The 16,033-nt window shown below is 64.1% G+C and carries 21 protein-coding genes; 6 read left to right on the top strand and 15 right to left on the bottom strand.

Annotation, left to right across the window (positions count from 1 at the left end; translation table 11 throughout):
• The first annotated feature begins 432 nt into the window (after positions 1-432).
• Positions 433-1,053: a ribosome hibernation-promoting factor, HPF/YfiA family gene (gene hpf / locus HNW77_RS13740; protein WP_172158374.1), complete on the top strand. Its 621-nt coding sequence runs from the start codon at positions 433-435 to the stop codon at positions 1,051-1,053.
• A gap of 116 nt (positions 1,054-1,169) precedes the next feature.
• On the opposite strand, the gene HNW77_RS13735 is transcribed toward hpf, so the two are convergent.
• Positions 1,170-1,433 (bottom strand): DUF1150 family protein, encoded by a 264-nt coding sequence (locus tag HNW77_RS13735; protein ID WP_172158372.1) that lies wholly within the window; start codon positions 1,431-1,433, stop codon positions 1,170-1,172.
• 86 nt (positions 1,434-1,519) lie between these two features.
• Positions 1,520-2,002, bottom strand: a complete 483-nt coding sequence (locus HNW77_RS13730; RefSeq protein WP_172158393.1) for an Hsp20 family protein — start codon at positions 2,000-2,002, stop codon at positions 1,520-1,522.
• 214 nt (positions 2,003-2,216) lie between these two features.
• Here HNW77_RS13730 and def point away from each other — a divergent pair, with 214 nt between their 5' ends.
• The 3 genes from def to truA all read left to right on the top strand — a co-directional run bounded on the left by def (position 2,217) and on the right by truA (position 4,614).
• Positions 2,217-2,759, top strand: coding sequence for a peptide deformylase (gene def, locus HNW77_RS13725; RefSeq protein WP_172158371.1), 543 nt, complete (start codon positions 2,217-2,219; stop codon positions 2,757-2,759).
• 81 nt (positions 2,760-2,840) lie between these two features.
• A complete protein-coding gene (fmt, locus tag HNW77_RS13720; RefSeq protein ID WP_172158369.1) occupies positions 2,841-3,764 on the top strand; it encodes a methionyl-tRNA formyltransferase in 924 nt (307 codons plus the stop codon).
• Positions 3,765-3,771: 7 nt separating this feature from the next.
• On the top strand, positions 3,772-4,614 hold the full coding sequence (truA, locus tag HNW77_RS13715; RefSeq protein ID WP_172158367.1) for a tRNA pseudouridine(38-40) synthase TruA: 843 nt from the start codon (positions 3,772-3,774) through the stop codon (positions 4,612-4,614).
• Between the two features lie 100 nt (positions 4,615-4,714).
• Here truA and HNW77_RS13710 read toward each other — a convergent pair whose 3' ends face one another.
• Complete coding sequence (locus HNW77_RS13710) at positions 4,715-6,082, bottom strand: glycosyltransferase family 39 protein (protein WP_172158365.1); 1,368 nt, start codon at positions 6,080-6,082, stop codon at positions 4,715-4,717.
• An 81-nt stretch (positions 6,083-6,163) separates the two neighbouring features.
• Between HNW77_RS13710 and HNW77_RS13705 the strand changes: the two genes are divergently transcribed.
• Complete coding sequence (locus HNW77_RS13705; protein ID WP_172158364.1) at positions 6,164-6,376, top strand: hypothetical protein; 213 nt, start codon at positions 6,164-6,166, stop codon at positions 6,374-6,376.
• Here HNW77_RS13705 and HNW77_RS13700 read toward each other — a convergent pair.
• The 9 genes from HNW77_RS13700 to rpmH form a co-directional block, all read right to left on the bottom strand.
• Positions 6,373-7,014, bottom strand: a complete 642-nt coding sequence (locus tag HNW77_RS13700; protein ID WP_172158362.1) for a hypothetical protein — start codon at positions 7,012-7,014, stop codon at positions 6,373-6,375. The two genes, HNW77_RS13705 and HNW77_RS13700, sit on opposite strands and share 4 nt — an antisense overlap.
• Positions 7,014-8,168, bottom strand: a complete 1,155-nt coding sequence (gene dapE, locus HNW77_RS13695; RefSeq protein WP_172158392.1) for a succinyl-diaminopimelate desuccinylase — start codon at positions 8,166-8,168, stop codon at positions 7,014-7,016. Before dapE ends, HNW77_RS13700 begins: the two co-directional genes overlap by 1 nt.
• A gap of 37 nt (positions 8,169-8,205) precedes the next feature.
• Positions 8,206-9,054, bottom strand: a complete 849-nt coding sequence (gene dapD / locus HNW77_RS13690) for a 2,3,4,5-tetrahydropyridine-2,6-dicarboxylate N-succinyltransferase (protein WP_172158360.1) — start codon at positions 9,052-9,054, stop codon at positions 8,206-8,208.
• A 140-nt stretch (positions 9,055-9,194) separates the two neighbouring features.
• Complete coding sequence (gene argB, locus HNW77_RS13685) at positions 9,195-10,100, bottom strand: acetylglutamate kinase (RefSeq protein ID WP_172158358.1); 906 nt, start codon at positions 10,098-10,100, stop codon at positions 9,195-9,197.
• A gap of 81 nt (positions 10,101-10,181) precedes the next feature.
• The gene (gene yihA, locus HNW77_RS13680) at positions 10,182-10,847 is read right to left on the bottom strand and encodes a ribosome biogenesis GTP-binding protein YihA/YsxC (protein ID WP_172158384.1); all 666 of its coding nucleotides are present in this window, start codon (positions 10,845-10,847) and stop codon (positions 10,182-10,184) included.
• Positions 10,848-10,861: 14 nt separating this feature from the next.
• Positions 10,862-12,622 (bottom strand): membrane protein insertase YidC, encoded by a 1,761-nt coding sequence (yidC, locus tag HNW77_RS13675; protein ID WP_172158356.1) that lies wholly within the window; start codon positions 12,620-12,622, stop codon positions 10,862-10,864.
• Positions 12,622-12,906 carry a membrane protein insertion efficiency factor YidD gene (yidD, locus tag HNW77_RS13670; RefSeq protein WP_110566655.1) on the bottom strand — a complete coding sequence of 95 codons (285 nt, stop codon included), beginning with the start codon at positions 12,904-12,906 and terminating at the stop codon, positions 12,622-12,624. Before yidD ends, yidC begins: the two co-directional genes overlap by 1 nt.
• On the bottom strand, positions 12,903-13,253 hold the full coding sequence (gene rnpA / locus HNW77_RS13665; RefSeq protein ID WP_172158382.1) for a ribonuclease P protein component: 351 nt from the start codon (positions 13,251-13,253) through the stop codon (positions 12,903-12,905). Before rnpA ends, yidD begins: the two co-directional genes overlap by 4 nt.
• 75 nt (positions 13,254-13,328) lie before the next feature.
• Entirely contained in the window at positions 13,329-13,463 is a 135-nt protein-coding gene (rpmH, locus tag HNW77_RS13660) for a 50S ribosomal protein L34 (protein ID WP_078526639.1), read from the bottom strand.
• 152 nt (positions 13,464-13,615) lie between these two features.
• Here rpmH and HNW77_RS13655 point away from each other — a divergent pair, with 152 nt between their 5' ends.
• Complete coding sequence (locus HNW77_RS13655; RefSeq protein WP_172158355.1) at positions 13,616-13,843, top strand: hypothetical protein; 228 nt, start codon at positions 13,616-13,618, stop codon at positions 13,841-13,843.
• A gap of 7 nt (positions 13,844-13,850) precedes the next feature.
• On the opposite strand, the gene gloA is transcribed toward HNW77_RS13655, so the two are convergent.
• Genes gloA through lpxA form a run of 3 tightly spaced genes read right to left on the bottom strand, consistent with a single transcriptional unit; the run spans position 13,851 to position 15,971 of the window.
• Entirely contained in the window at positions 13,851-14,246 is a 396-nt protein-coding gene (gene gloA / locus HNW77_RS13650; protein ID WP_172158353.1) for a lactoylglutathione lyase, read from the bottom strand.
• A 14-nt stretch (positions 14,247-14,260) separates the two neighbouring features.
• Positions 14,261-15,130, bottom strand: a complete 870-nt coding sequence (locus tag HNW77_RS13645) for an LpxI family protein (protein ID WP_172158351.1) — start codon at positions 15,128-15,130, stop codon at positions 14,261-14,263.
• Positions 15,120-15,971, bottom strand: coding sequence for an acyl-ACP--UDP-N-acetylglucosamine O-acyltransferase (gene lpxA / locus HNW77_RS13640; RefSeq protein ID WP_172158380.1), 852 nt, complete (start codon positions 15,969-15,971; stop codon positions 15,120-15,122). The genes HNW77_RS13645 and lpxA overlap by 11 nt, the downstream gene beginning before the upstream one ends.
• Between the last annotated feature and the right edge of the window lie 62 nt (positions 15,972-16,033).

Here is a 16,033-nt window from a genome sequence, read left to right as displayed (position 1 = left end):
AAGGAGTTCAAGCGTATCGCCACGCGGAGCGACAAGACAGACAGATCATTCGCAGCGATGATTTATCTCTCCGCTGCAATCATCAATTCACGATAATTCCCAACAGGCCCTGAAAAAAGCTTCACCAGAAACGTCTTCTGGTCCTGGCTTCCCGACCAGAAACCGCCTCCTGTATTCGTTACGCTTTGCGCAAGGGGCTGGCGCAAAAAAAAGCACTGCTCCCGCATGCAAGGAAAGCATGGACAGCGAGGGGGCAACCATGCCCAAATACATCCGTTCGCTGTCATGTGCCCCACGGGCACGACGCAACAGCCACTGTTACGCAGGCCTTGCGGGAAGGATCGTTTCCTTAATTCATAGCCATTCGCTCAAAGCACGTCTTCCTTCTGCCCGTAAGCCACCGCGTTACGACCATGTAAGGAGTTGCCCCTTATGCACATCAGTGTCGCCGGAAAGCAGATCGCCCTGTCCGATGCCCTGAAACACAGGGTAAGCGCCCATCTGGACCGCATATCGGAAAAATATTTCGGACAGGCCATGGAAGCCCGCGTCACCTTCAGCCGCGCGCGTTCGTTCTTTACATGCGACATCAACCTCCATGCCACGCGCGGGCTGACCCTGCGCGGCGAAGGCGAGGCCGCCGATGCCCATTCGGCCTTTGATGATGCCGCCGAGCATATTGCCAGCCGCCTGCGCCGCTACCACCGCAAGGCCACCAAGCATGGCCACCAGAAAGCCCGCCAGCAGGTGCCCGAAGTCGGGCGTGGCTACATCCTGCGCCCTGGCATGACCGCCCTCTCCGCCACGGAAGACGACGCCACGCTTGAGGATGAGGACAGCGCGCTGCCCGCAACCGGCCCCTACGCCACCATCATTGCCGAGCACCCGACCGAGATCCCGACCCTGAGCGTGAGCGAGGCGGTGATGCGGCTTGACCTTGCCGACTGCCAGATCCAGCTCTTCCGCAACAGCAAGACCGAGACGATCAACGTGCTCTACCGCCGCCCTGACGGTAATATCGGCTGGCTCGACCCCTCGCTACGCCCGAACTGACTGCCCACGACTGACCGCCTTGTCGGTAGCCCCCTGCGGGCCTGCCCCAACAGAAATGGCCCTGCCCCCCGGATAGGGGGACAGGGCCATCTGTCATGTGTAGGGCAGGATGTGCCCTAGTGCAGCGGCACCAGCATCATGTTGTGCTGGACGATGGCATTGACCGCCTCGTCGCGGTCCTCGGCTACGGCCAGCGGCGTGCCATCGGCGGCATGGATGGCGAAGGCGTCCTCGCCCTCGACCTGCACTGCCCGGATATAGGCAACCGCTTCCATGCCCAGCCCGCGCAGTTCGCCGGTGCTGATCATGCGGGGGCCTGTCGTCGGTTCCGCCGGTTCACTGTGCAGCAGCACCCGGCCATTGCGTGTCGTGACTCTCATTGCGTCCTCTCCTGCATCATGAAGGGTCCGTTCCCCTTCGTCTCCATATCGCAACAGGAACCCCAGACCATGCGGTTCATGGGGGATCAGTCCTCGTCAATCACCCTGACAACACGTTGCTTGCGCCCGGCCGGCACATCAACCACCGGCGCAACACGATCATGCGAGGACGGGGGGGCCGCCTGCGGGGCGCGGGCGATCTCGATCTTGCGCACGCGCACTTCAGGCTGCGGGCGGGCCAATTCAATGTGCAGCAGCCCGTTATCCATCCACGCGCCGCCAACCTCGATTCCCTCGGCCAGCACGAACGCCTTCTGGAACTGCCGCGCCGCAATGCCACGGTGCAGGAAGATGCGCCCCTGCCCGTCATCGCTCTGGCGGCCGCGGATGACAAGCTGGTTGTCTTCCTGGGTTATGTGCAGGTCTTCCATCACGAACCCGGCCACCGCAAGCGTGATGCGCAGCGTGGTGGGGCTGACCTGCTCTATGTTGTAGGGCGGATACCCGTCCGATGCATTTTTTGATGCCCGTTCAAGCATCTGCTCCAGATGATCGAACCCAAGGAACATGGGCGACCCGAAAACTCTTCCCGACAAATCGGCCTCCTCTGCTGTGAGCGAGACAGGAAACGGAAAAAACGGACCCGAAACGGCATCCATCCCCCGTTCCCCTACGATATGGGAGAATAATAGAAATGCACAAGGGAGCAGCCGCCGCCGCGCATGTGCATTTTGGCTGCATCACCACTGGCATCACGCGGGCGGAAACGCTAAATGGCGATCTATGATTGATCATGATGTCATCGCTCAGGCGACCCCCATGCCGATCCTGGTCGCGCCCCAGGCGGTCCTGCGCCAGAAGACCCGCCTTGTCCGCCCCGAGGACATGGGCGACCTGCGCACCACCATCCCCCGCATGTTCGCCGCCATGTACGCAGCCCCCGGCATCGGGCTGGCCGCCCCCCAGGTCGGGCTTGGCATGCGCTTTGCCATTGTGGACGTGTCCGACAAGGACGAGGCCCGCAACCCGCTCGTGCTGATCAACCCCGAGGTGATTGCCGAGACCGAGGACATGGCCGTGCGCGAGGAAGGCTGCCTGTCGCTGCCCAACCAGTATGCCGAGGTCATCCGCCCCGAAGCCGTGCGCGTGCGCTACCAGGACATGGAGGGCAAGAAGCACGAGCTTGAGGCCAATGGCCTGCTCGCCACCTGCCTGCAGCACGAGATCGACCACCTCGAGGGCATCCTGTTCGTCGATCATCTCTCCACCCTCAAGCGCAACATGATCATGCGCCGCCTGGCCAAGGAACAGCGCCTCAAGCACTGAGTGCTGAGCGCGGATACCGCCGCCGCCGGAACCCGACCTGTCACGCCAAGGGTTCCGGCCCAGACAGAACGGACCCCCACCATGCGACTGGCCTTCATGGGCACGCCCGATTTTGCAGTGCCCGCCCTGCGCGCCCTGCATCAGGCCGGGCATGACATCGTTACCGTTTACAGCCAGCCCCCCCGCCCTGCCGGGCGCGGCAAGAAACTGCGCCCCGCGCCGGTGCATCTTGCCGCCGAAGACCTCGGCATTCCCGTGCGCACCCCGCTCTCGCTGCGGCGCAATGCGGAGGAGCACGCCCATTTCCGTGACCTGAAACTGGATGCCGCCGTCGTTGCGGCCTACGGGCTGATCCTGCCGGTGGAGATGCTCGGGACCCCGGCACGTGGCTGCCTGAACATCCATGCCAGCCTGCTGCCGCGCTGGCGCGGGGCAGCGCCCATCCAGGCCGCCATCCTGGCCGGTGACAGTGAAAGTGGCGTGACCATCATGCAGATGGATGCCGGGCTGGACACCGGGGCCATGCTGCTGCGCGACCATGTGGCGCTGACCGACCACACCACGGCCACCACGCTCCATGATGACCTTGCCGCCATGGGGGGCCGCCTGATCGTGGAGGTACTGGCGCAACCGCCCTACCCCGGCACCCCTCAGCCGGAAAGCGGGGTGACCTACGTACAGCGCCTGAGCCGCGAGGACGGGCGCATCGACTGGACCCGCCCCGCCGCTGAAATCGACCGCCAGGTCCGCGCGCTGACCCCCTGGCCCGGCACGTTCACCACGCTGGGCGAACAGGTGATCAAGATCGGGGCCGTGAGCGTGGCGCAGGGCAATGCGCAGGCCGCGCCCGGCACGGTGGTGGATGACGGGCTGCGCGTGGCCTGTGGCGGGGGCACGAGCGTGCGCATCATGCGCCTGCAACGCCCCGGCCGGGGCATGATGGAGGCCGCCGACTTCCTGCGCGGGCAGGCCGTGGCCGCTGGCACGCGCCTGGGCGTGGCGTAACCCCCCGATGACCGAGACCACGCCCCCGCTGCCCACGATTCCCACGATCCGCCCCGATGACATCGCCCCGCCTACCGTGTGCCGCTGGGCGGTGCTGCTCGAATATGACGGGCGGGGCCTTGTCGGCTGGCAGCGCCAGTCGGCGGCGGATCTCATATCCGTGCAGGGGCTGCTCGAAGGGGCCGCGCGCAACCTGACCGGCGGCCGCACGGTGCGCAGCATCACGGCAGGCCGCACCGATGCGGGCGTGCATGCGGCAGGGCAGGTCGCGCATCTGGATTTTCCCGCCGATGTCACGCTGTCGAGTGCCACGGTGCGCGACGGGCTTAACTTCTACATGAAGCCCCACCCGGTGGTGGTACTCATGGCGCGCCCGGTGCTGCCGCACTGGAATGCCCGCTTTTCCGCCTGCTCGCGCGCCTACCGCTACCGCATTCTCAACCGTTCGGCGCGCCCGGCCCTTGATGAAGGGCGGGTATGGCACATCAAGGCCCCGCTCGATGTGGACATCATGCAGCGCGCCGGGCGCTGCCTGATCGGACGGCATGATTTCACGTCCTTCCGCGCCTCGGCCTGCCAGGCGCGCAGCCCGGTGCGCTCGCTCGAGCAACTTGATGTGCGCCGCGAGGGCGACTACGTGGTGGTGGAAACCGCGGCCCGCTCCTTCCTGCACCATCAGGTACGCAACATGGTCGGCACCCTGAAAATGGTGGGCGAAGGCCGCTGGGAGCCCGAGCGGGTGGCCGAGGCCCTTGCCGCCCGCGACCGCCGCGCAGCCGGCCCCACCGCCCCGCCAGACGGGCTGTGCCTGACGGCGGTGGGCTATGAGGACAATCCCTTCAGCCGGTAGCTGGCCGGTGCCTGATCATCCGCGTTGTTCGGGTGCCGTCTTTTTTCAGGCAGGCGACGGCTCCTGAAGCTTTTTGAAAGAAGCTTCACCAGCAACTTCCTTATGGTTTGAGGCGCGCATCAAGCCTGTACAAAACCAGGAAGCCGTTGCCCTGCCGCTCGCGATAGGCTTCCGTATAGGCCTGCCTGATCCTGTCATATAAAATGGCCCGGACCGCTTCATTCTCATCCGGCCGCGGTGGCGTGTAGGCCATGATGTAGGTCGGGTTCTGGCGCAGCACGTTCCTGATTTCGGTGGCCGGGTCCATGCCGGTTGCCCGGTTTTCAACAATCGAATCAAAATGACCGGGAAAGGGATGATCCGTCAACTTGCACGGTGGCAGGAAATCATAAAAAATCGCTGATCCGTTATAAATGAACAGGCAGCCTTTTTCTTTTGCAATGACATCCAGAACATTATGAAATGTCCGGGCATTGCCATTGTTCTTCTGGTTTTCAAGAACCATGGCCTGCCCGCTCACCGTGCCTGCCGCCAGCAGCGCCATGAGCCAGACCCGGCCGACAGGGCTGGTGAACAGGGATGCTGATGCAATGGAAAGCGGCAGAAAAGCCGGAATGGCATAATGGTTGAACCATTCCCCGATCAGGAAAACCCCGATCACCGCACAGGCCGACCAGGCATTGAAAAAGAAGGCGCATCTGCGCTGCACGGCAGTCCGGTTGCGGCACAGGAGCATCTGCAGGGCAATATTGAGCAATAGCGGACCGGTCAGCAGCATAATATTCATGAAATTATGCGCCAGGATCGCCGGTGGTTCCTTGGTGCGATAAAAGATCGACAGGATATTGGCAAACCACCATTGGCGGCCATGACCGCACAGCCAGTACCCGCCCCCCACCATCACGGTAGGCAGCAGGGCAATGGCGGCGAACAATGCGAGGTAGCGGCCCGTAGCCGCCCATGAAAGCCGGTTCTGCCTGAGGATATGCCCCAGGAAAATGCCCGCAAAGCAGCCTTCAAAAACCGTTGTGTACTTGATCTGGAGCGACAGGCCGAACAGCAGCATGGCCATGCTGCCCCGTTTGACGATCTCGGCCTGCATGGGCTTTTCCGTGCTGATGAGCCGGACGATGTTGAGCATCGCGCCTCCCACCAGCAGGTTATAGAATACGGGCGACTGGCCGCCCTCACCGCCTGCAAGGTTCAGCCAGGCCACGTAAAGCAGGGCGGCCATGAGGGCGCCGGTGGCCGAGGCCACGCATCGCGCCATCTTCATGGCCACGATGGCGGTCAGGCATACGCTGACCAGCGCGCCGATCTGATAGGCCCAGAGCCGGTAGGGGCCGAACAGGTGGAAAAAGGCGTAGAGGATGAACAGGCCCAGCGGCTTCCTGTCCCATACATCCACAAAGGGTATGGCGCCATGCAGCATGTCGCCGCCGACAAACAGGTAAAACCCTTCATCCACATTGATCAGCGGATTACCGAAAGACGAAAACCGGCAAAGAATGCAGAAAACAGCAATGATGAGGGCATTATTTAATGCCTCATGACCATCACACGCTTTTTTCGTGCCCATTTTGGCAATCCTGAACCTGACGTAAAACGCATGCACGCAATGGGGGTAACGATACGCTACGGACTGATTGCAAATTCCGGCCTGCGTCTTTTTTCAAAACAGCAGTATCCCCTGAAGCTTTTTGAAAAAAGCTGCACCAAAGACTTTTTCATGATTTCCAGCAGGGAGCCGCCCGGCCCTTAATGCGGCTGGGCCTGCTGGATCATAAGCGGATAAAGGAAGTCATGCCAGGCCCGCTGATGCGGAGAAAGCAGCCCCGTCGCGGCCACGAGCAGCCCGAGGCTGCCCAGAATGGCCAATACCAGCACGACCGCCTGCCCGCGCCGCAGCAGCAGCCCCACGCGGGCGACATACCATGTCAGCCACAGGCTGTAGCCAAACTCCACGCCGTTGAGAATGCCCGCCCCTGTCGCCGATTGCAGCAGTCTGGGCGAGGCCAGCGCCATGAGCAGCGCCACCACGAGGCCAACAAACAGGGTGAGCCAGTCTGTCCACCATGTCGCGGTGATATAGCGCATCCACAGCCCTTCGCGCTTCCAGTGGCGGGCCAGGGCATTGGTCACGACCGCAGGCAGCAGGATCAGGCACAGCGCGAACAGCACCTTGACGCCGCTGATGGCCTGCGGGGCCGCCCCAAGGGTCAGGCCGCCAAGCACCAGCCACATCGCCAGCCGGGGTGCGAGGGCCGCGAGCACGGAATCGCGCGTATTGCCAAAACAGGCGATCCCTTCCGCGCGACCCCGTCCCAGCAGCATCATGCCTTTGAGAATACCGCCAAACCCGGATGCGTTCGGGGTTGGAGAGGGGCCGCGATCGGACATTAGCCCATTACCTTTTCAAGAAAACCACAATAGATCGCCGTCAACTGCGTCAGGTCGGCCAGCGCCACATGCTCGTCCACCTTGTGCATGCTGGCCCCGACAAGACCGAACTCGGCCACCGGGCAGTAGCGGCTGATGAAGCGGGCATCAGACGTGCCGCCCCCGGTATCGAGCCTGGGCACATGGCCCGTCACCGCCCGCACGGCCTGCCGCAGCGCCTCGACCGGGGCATCGGGCTGGGTCAGGAAGGATTCCCCGCTGATGGCAATGGCAACTTCCGCCCCGGGCGCATGCCGGGCCACGACGGTGCGGAGCCAGCCAGAAAGATCAGCGCCGGTATGCAGGTCATTGAAACGGATATTGAGCCGCCCCTGCGCCCGTGCCGGTATGACATTGGTGGCCGTATTGCCCACGTCAAGGCTGGTGACCTGAAGGCTTGAGGGCTCGAACCACGCGCTGCCCGCATCAAGCGGGGCCGCCGTCAGTTCGCCCAGCAGCGCAAGCAGCCGGTGGACGGGGTTATCCGCCCGGTGCGGATAGGCCACATGCCCCTGCGTGCCATGCACGGTAATGCAGGCATTGAGGCTGCCGCGCCGCCCGATCTTGATGACCTCGCCCATCTCGCCCGGATTGGTCGGCTCGCCCACCAGGCAGAAATCGGGGATCTGCTTATTGGCCTGCATCCATTCCAGCACGCGCACGGTGCCGTTGGTGGCAGGCCCTTCCTCATCGCCCGTAATCAGCAGGCTGATCGACCCCCTGGGCGCAGGCGTCTTTTGCAGGTACAGGCGCACGGCGGCGACAAAGGCGGCGATGCCGCCCTTCATGTCGCACGCGCCGCGGCCGAACAGGATGCCGTCGTGTATGTCCCCGCCAAAGGGATCATGCGCCCAGGGCGCATCGCCCACCGGCACCACATCCGTATGGCCTGCAAAGCATAGATGCGGGTGCCCCGTGCCAAGGCGGGCATACAGGTTGGGCGTGCGGGCCGCGCCCTCGCCAAAGGGCAGCAGGGTCACGCTGAAGCCGATGCCCTCGAGCACGGCGGCCAGCGCGTTGATGCCACACCCGTCATCAGGCGTGACGGAAGGGCAGCGGATCAGATCGCGCGCCAGCGCCACAACGCCACCGGGGTCGTGTTCCAAGCCTGCCATTCCATCATGCGCCATCAGGGTGTGTCTCCGTTGCCGGTCAGCCGCGCAGCAGGTCGTTGATCGAGGTCTTGGAGCGGGTGCGCTCGTCCACGCGCTTGACGATCACGGCACAGTCAAGCGACGGCAGCGGCTTGCCGTCGGTCGAGGTGGCCTGGCGCGGCGGCAGGGTGCCGGGCACCACCACCGAGTAGGCCGGGACGCGGCCCATGAAGACCTCGCCCGTGGTGCGATCCACGATCTTGGTGGACGCGCCAAGGAACACGCCCATGGACAGCACGCTGCCACGCTCGACCACAACGCCCTCGGCCACTTCCGAACGCGCGCCGATGAAGCAGCCATCCTCGATGATGACGGGGGCGGCCTGCAGCGGCTCGAGCACGCCACCAATGCCCACGCCACCGCTGATGTGGCAGTTCTTGCCGATCTGCGCGCAACTGCCGATCGTAACCCAGGTATCGACCATGGTGCCGCTATCAACATAGGCACCGGCATTGACGAAGCTGGGCATGAGCACCACGCCCGGCGCGATGAAGGCGGAACGGCGCACGATGGAGCCGGGCACGGCACGGAAACCGGCAGCGGCAAAGGCGGCCTGGTCCCAGCCAGCAAATTTCAGCGGCACCTTGTCGTAGCTCGGCGCGCCCGCGCCACCACCTTCGACAAGGCGGTTATCATTGAGGCGGAAGGACAGCAGCACCGCCTTTTTGAGCCATTCATTCACCACCCAGCCGCCAGCGCCCGGCGTGGCCACGCGCAGCTTGCCCGAATCCAGCGCCAGAAGGGCGGCTTCAACGGCATCACGGTCAGCACCGGTGGTGGCGGTGGACAGCGTCTCGCGACGCTCCCACAGGGCCTCGATCTGGCTCTGGAGGGATGTATCGGTCATATCGGCAAAATCCTGTCTGGGATGGTTTTACCGGCCTGTCATGGCCGCAAACCTGTATTAATTTGCCAGCGGACCATGCGGAGGATCAGGGGGAATGTCAACGCATCCCCCCTGCCCGCAGGCCCGCATGGCGCTGCGCATCATGCGCTGCGAATGAGGGTTCCGGGCCCGGCTTCGGTAAAAAGCTCGAGCAGGCAGGCATGCTGCACCCGGCCATCAAGGATCACGGCGGCCTTGGCACCGGCGCGCACGGCCTCGAGGCAGGTTTCCACCTTGGGGATCATGCCGCCCGAGATCATGCCGCTGGCAATGCCCCTGCGCGCATCCTCGGCCGTGAGTTCGGGGATCAACTTGCCATTACCATCCAGCACGCCGGGCACGTCGGTCAGCATCAGCAGGCGGCTGGCATTGACCGCGCCTGCAATGGCGCCCGCGGCCGTATCGGCATTGATATTGTAGGTCTCGCCACTGGCACTGCTGCCAATTGGCGCAATGACCGGAATGAGCCCCGAGCCGGACAGCGCATAGATCACGCGCGGGTCGATGCGCTCGGGCTCGCCCACGAAGCCAAGGTCGAGCAGGCGATCGGTTTCAACGCCATTTTCACGCGCGCGGCGATGCAGCCTGCGCGCGGTGATCAGCCCGCCATCCAGCCCCGAAATGCCCACGGCCAGGGCACCGGCGCGGTTGATCAGGCCCGCCACCTGCTTGTTCACCTTGCCGCCGAGCACCATCTCGATCACATCGATCATGGCGGCATCGGTCACGCGCAGGCCGTCGATGAAGGTGGATTCGATCTGCAGGCGCCTGAGCATGGCGCTGATCTGCGGGCCACCGCCATGCACCACCACAGGGTTGACGCCAACCTGCTTGAGCAAGGCGATATCATGGCCGAACGCGGTGGAGAGCGTGGTGTCGACCATCGCACTGCCGCCATATTTCACCACGACCGTATCACCCGCATAGCGCCGCAGATAAGGCAGCGCCCTGGCCAGAACCTCGGCGCGTGCCTGTGGGTCCTGATCAGCCGATCCTGTTCCTGTCATCCGAACGGTTCCTTCGCTCCTGACTGCTTCATATCCATCACCCCCGCCGCACCAGCGCGGGCGCCGGTCCGTATGCGGGGTCTAGACCGGGTTGGCCAGGCGGGCCAGTTCGGCCCGCAGTTCCTCGATCCCGGTTCCGGTCGTGCTGCTCGTGGCCAGCACATCGGGGAAGGCGGCTGCATGCGCGCGCACGATCTCGCCCACTTCGCGCAGCTTGGCGGCCAGCGCGGGCGGCTTTGGCACATCGCACTTGGTCAGCACGACCTGAAAGGTCACGGCCGCGCGGTCGAGCATCTTCATGATCTCTTCATCGCTGGCCTTGAGTTCCACCCGGCTGTCAAGCAGCAGCACCACGCGGCGCAGCGTGGGCCTGCCGCGCAGGTAGGAGAACATCATGCCCTGCCAGTCTTCCTTCACCGCCTTGGCCGCCTTGGCAAAGCCGTAGCCCGGCATGTCAACGAGCGTGAGGCGATCGGCAAGTTCAAAGAAGTTGAGCTGCTTGGTCCGCCCCGGCTCGGACGAGGCCCGCGCCAGCGCCCTGCGCCCGGTCAGCGCGTTGATCAGGCTCGACTTGCCCACGTTGGAGCGACCGGCAAACGCGATCTCGGGCAGGATCGGGTCGGGCAGTTGCCCGAGCTTCTGCGCGCCGAACACGAAGTTGAACTCACCGGCAAACAGCACGCGACCGATCTCACGGTCGCGTTCCATTTCCTCTGGCGTGGGAGCTGGGGTCGAAAAATCCACCATGTTGGTCCCTGCGGTCATTTCTTCCCGGCCGGCAGCTTGGCCTGCCCGGTCGCGGCGGCCTTCGTGTTCATGCGGCGCTGGATCACGGTCTGCTGCAACATGGTCAGCAGGTTGTTCCAGCAATAGTAGATCACGAGGCCCGCGGGCTGGCGCGCCATGAAGAAGGTGAAGATGATCGGCATGAACTGGAACATCTTCTGCTGCGCCGGATCAATGGAAGGCGCGGGGTTCAGCTTCTGCTGGATGAACATGGTCAGCCCGAACGCCATCGGCCACAGGCCAAGCTGGAGCATGGGCGAGATGACCGAAGGGTCCCACGGGATCAGCCCGAACAGGGTAAACAGGTTTGTCGGGTCAAAGGCCGAGAGGTCATGGATCCAGCCAAAGAACGGCGCATGACGCATCTCGATGGTCACGTACAGATCCTTGTACAGGCACCAGAACACCGGAATCTGCAACAGCATGGGCAGGCAGCCGCTGGCGGGGTTCACGCCTTCCTGCTTGTACAGTGCGATCATCTGCTGGTTGAGCGCCATCTGGTCGTCTTTATAGCGCTCGCGCAGGGCTTTGATCTTGGGCTGGAGCTGGCGCATCTTGCCCATGGAGTGGAACTGCTTGGTGGCCAGCGGGAAGAACAGCGCCTTGACCAGCAGGGTGAACGCCATCAGGGCCAGGCCAAAATTGCCCAGCATGGTGTTCAGCCAGTCCAGCACCGTGAAGATGGGGCGCGTGAGGAAGGCAAACCAGCCAAAATCAACCGCTTTCCAGAAATCGGGGATATGCAGGCTGGACTCGTATTTCTCGAGCAGCGGCACTTCCTTGGCACCGGCAAAGACATGACTTTCGGTGCTGGCCTCGCCGCCTGCCGCCACAACCAGCGGCGCGCGCGCGGTAAAGCCGACATCATAGATGCCCTTGTCGCCGCCCTGCGATGCAAAGGCGTAATTGGCCGCCACATCGCTATCCTGCTGCGGAATGACGGCTGCCAGCCAGTATTTGTCGGTAATGCCCGCCCAGCCGCCCTGGCCGGACTTGGACCATGCAATATTGCCCGGCGGCACGGCGGCCTTGCGCAGCGACTTGTAGGAGCTTTCATCCAGCCGGTGGTCAATGACCGAGATCGGCCCCTCATGCACCAGGTAGCCACCCGTCTCGACCGGCGTGTAGCCACGCTCCACGCGTGAGAACGGATAGAGGGACACCCCATCGCTACCGTGGTTGACCACCTTCTGCGTGACCGTGAACATGTAGTTGGGGTCAATGCCGATGGTGATCTGGAAGACCTGGCCCTGGCCGTTATCCCAGCTCAGGGTCACGGGCTGCGCCTCGGTCAGCCTGTCGTGGTCGGCGGTCCAGACCGTATTGGCGTCGGGCACGCGCACCTGGCCGCCGCTGACATTGGTCCAGCCCACCTCGACAAGGTTGGGCTGCTCTTCGCCACGCGGTTCGAGCACGCGCACGAGCGGGCTGCCGTCCTTGACGGTCTCATGGTAATTCTTGAGCACGAGGTCATCGAGCCGCGCGCCACGCAGGTCAAGCGAGCCCGCCACGCGCCCGGCATCGATCGTCACCCGCGGGTCGGGTGCATCGGGCTTTGCCGCCTGGTCGGCCACCGGGGTGGCGGCCGCATCGGCTGCGGCAGGTGCGGGCGCCGGCGCGGACGCAGGGGCCTGCTGCTCGACCGTCTTATGGTTCTGCTGTGGCAGGAAATATTCGAAACCGACCAGCACCACGGCAGACAGTGCCGTTGCCACCATAAAACGCTTGATATCCATCAGCGACCCGCCAGACTTTTACTGTTTTGCATGCCACAGCCGCAGGCCGTGCCGGGAACAGGGTCGTGACCGCCCGCATTCCACGGGTTGCAGCGCAGGATGCGCCACCCGGCCAGCACGCTGCCGCGCCCTGCCCCATGAAGGGCAATCGCGTCACGCGCATAATGACTGCATGAAGGAGAGAAACGGCAATGCGCGCCCCAGATGGGGCGGATCACCAGTTGATAGGCGCGAATCATCGCGCGCAGCACATGGGCAGGCAGGCTGATGGAAGACGTACTCACGACCCTTCCTTCACCCCGGCCTTGCTCAGGGCCTTGCGGTAATCGGCCAGAAGCGACTCGAAGCGCCGCCCCCGCGTGCCAGAACGGCCTATGACCACGATATCGACGCCTTCCAGCGCCCTCTCGCGGCCCAGAATCCGCACCACCTCGCGCAGGCGCCGCCGCACGCGGTTCCGCACGACGGAATTACCTACTTTTTTGGTAACGGTAAAACCAAAGCGGGCGGCATCCGCATCATCGCGTTCAAGCGCCTGCAGCACCAGCCCCGGCATGGGGGCCTTGCGACCTTTGGCCGCGACCCGCAGGAACTCGGCGCGTTTTTTAAGACGCGTGGACTGATCGGCCACTTCAAGCCGCCCCTTTGTAGAGACATTCATCGCTGCGGACCCCTGAAGGCCCGTAACGTAAAGACGTCACCTGCCTCAGGCAGAAAGACGCTTGCGGCCCTTGCTGCGACGGTTTGCAACAATCTTGCGGCCACCAACGGTTTCCATACGCGAACGGAAGCCGTGGCGACGCTTGCGGACCAGCTTCGAGGGTTGATACGTGCGCTTCACAACGGCACTCCCAGATTGACAATGACAGACAGGTTACGGAATAAATTCCATCAGGCCCCGCACCATGCGCACGACCCGAGCGGCGCCTTATACTGCCGCTTTCAGGCAACGTCAATGCTGGCGACCCCGTGAGCCCGAACCGGATGATTTCCATGCCCAGTCCTGCCCCCGACTCCACTGCTGCCCAGACCGAAGCGCTCAGGCGGCACATCCACGACATTCGTGGCCACCTCGCCCCCGCCATGCTGCGCGCGGATTCGCTGGCCCTGAGCAAGGATGCGCGCACGCAGGCCGCCGCACGCGACATCATCGCAGCGCTCGAGGCCGCCACGAAGGAACTCAGCGCCATGCGCCGCCTGCTGCCCGCGCGCCAGCCCTGAGGACAGATCAGGCGTGGGGCTTTTCGATCAGTTCGATCTTGTAGCCATCCGGGTCTTCCACAAAGGCGATGAAGGTCGTGCCGAATTTGACCGGCCCCGGCTCGCGCGTGACCTTGCCGCCACCGGCGCGCACCTTTTCCACCAGCGCCTTCACATCCGGCACGCCCAGCGCGAAATGGCCGAAACCGGTGCCCACGTCATAGCCATCATCGACGCCCCAGTTATAGGTCAGCTCGATTTCAGCCTGGCCTGCGGCATTGTCGCCATAGCCGATGAATACAAGGGTATATTTGCCTTCCGGCACCACCCTGCGGCGCAGTTCCTGCATGCCCAGCAACTGGTAGAAGGCAAGGCTTGCCTCGATGTTGCGCACGCGCACCATGGTATGGAGATAGGTTCCCACTGGCGTTTGTCCCTTCAGGTTGTTTTTGCGTCCCCGCCCGCAAATCCGGTCAGGAACAGCCCGGCCTCATCCGCCATGGCAATACAGGCGGCGGGATCGGTCATGAGCGTGGCTCCGGCCTCGATGGCAATGCCGCGCAACCCTGCCGCCGCCGCCCCTGCGACCGTGCGCGGCCCGATGGTTGGCAGGTCGGCGCGGCGCTCCTGGCCGGGCTTGGCCATTTTCACCAGAACGCCGCCGGGGCGGTCGGGTTGCCGCAGCGCGCCCACGCGTTCGAGCATGCGGTCGGTGCCTTCCAGCGCCTCGACCGCCAGCACAAGCCCGCCCTGCACCACGCAGCCCTGGCCGATATCAAGCGCACCAAGCGTGCGCACCACCCGGCGGCCAAGTTCCATGTCAGCCAGGGCCGCGTCATCGGGCGCGTGCCGTCCCATCGCGCCCTGACGGGCCACGGAACCGGCAAGATATTCGTGGGCGCCGCGAATGGTGAAGCCTTCCTCGCCCAGCACGCGCACGATCGCGCCCAGCAGGCCGTCATCGCCCGCGAACAGGGCCTTGCCGATGCGCGCGAGAATACGCGCCCCCGTGGCGTCAGGCCGCAGATTGACAAGGGAGGGCCGCCGCACCGGGCCGATCAGCACCAGGTCGCGGCAGCCGTGATCATGCAGGGCAGACAGGATTTCACCCGCTGCGGCCAGGCGGATCATGCGGTGGGGCCAGGGGCCGATCACATCCGGCTCGGCAAACCCCTGAAAGCCCACGATAAAGACCTGCCCCCCGGCCTGCGTGACCGCACGGGCCACCTGGCCGGGCAACGGGCCGCCACCGGCAAGGATGCCGACACACTGCCCCGCAAGCCGACCAGTTTCAGGCTCAGGCGCCATCGCTCTCGATCATGTCGCCGCTCTGCACGCGCACTAGGCCGCGATGGCTGGGAGCTGCGATAAAATCGAGAATTTCAACCACGCGCGCATCATCGCCATAGGTCTTGCGCACATGCTCGAGCCGGGTCTGGAACACGGTGCCGGTCGCATGCGCCGCCTTGGGGTACAGCGCGCGGAAGGCCTGGCGCATGCGCCGGATCTCATCGGGCTGCACGCCGTTGCGCCGCAGCCAGATCCAGTGCAGCCCCACCAGCCGCGCCCGGTTGCCCAGGACGCTGCCATACGGGATCACGTCGGCCTCCACGCCACATACGCCGCCCACAAGGGCCGCATGGCCAATGCGCACGAACTGGTGCAGCGCTGCCGCCCCCATGATGCGGGCATCATCGCCAATCGTGACATGGCCACCCATGACCACGTTGTTGACAATGATCACACCCCGCCCGAGCGTACAGTCATGCGCCACATGGGAATTGGCCATGATCAGGCAGTCCGGTCCGATGCGGGTGACGCCCGTGCCGGTAGCCGTGCCACGGTGGATGGTCACGTTTTCACGGATGATGGTGCGGGGCCCCACCACGCACGCGGTCGGCTCGCCCCTGTATTTCAGGTCCTGCGGCGCCATGCCCACGGTGGTGAACGGGTAGCACACGACCCCCTCGCCCAGCGTGGTGTGGCCATCAACCACCACATGCGAGATCAGTTCGACATTATCGCCGATCTCGACATCAGGCCCGACCGTGCACCAAGGCCCGATCCGGACCCCGCTGCCAATGCGCGCCCGGCTGGAAACAATGGATGACGGATGGATTTCAGGCGTTTTGTCACGCCGTTCATCCAGTTGGGTACCGTTAGATGAACTTCCTGCCAGAATAGCCTCCATCCCCGCAAGTAACTATGACT

This window comes from Komagataeibacter melomenusus, from assembly GCF_013155395.1.
GTDB lineage: Bacteria > Pseudomonadota > Alphaproteobacteria > Acetobacterales > Acetobacteraceae > Komagataeibacter > Komagataeibacter melomenusus.
This window is presented reverse-complemented; position numbering and strand designations above follow the sequence as displayed.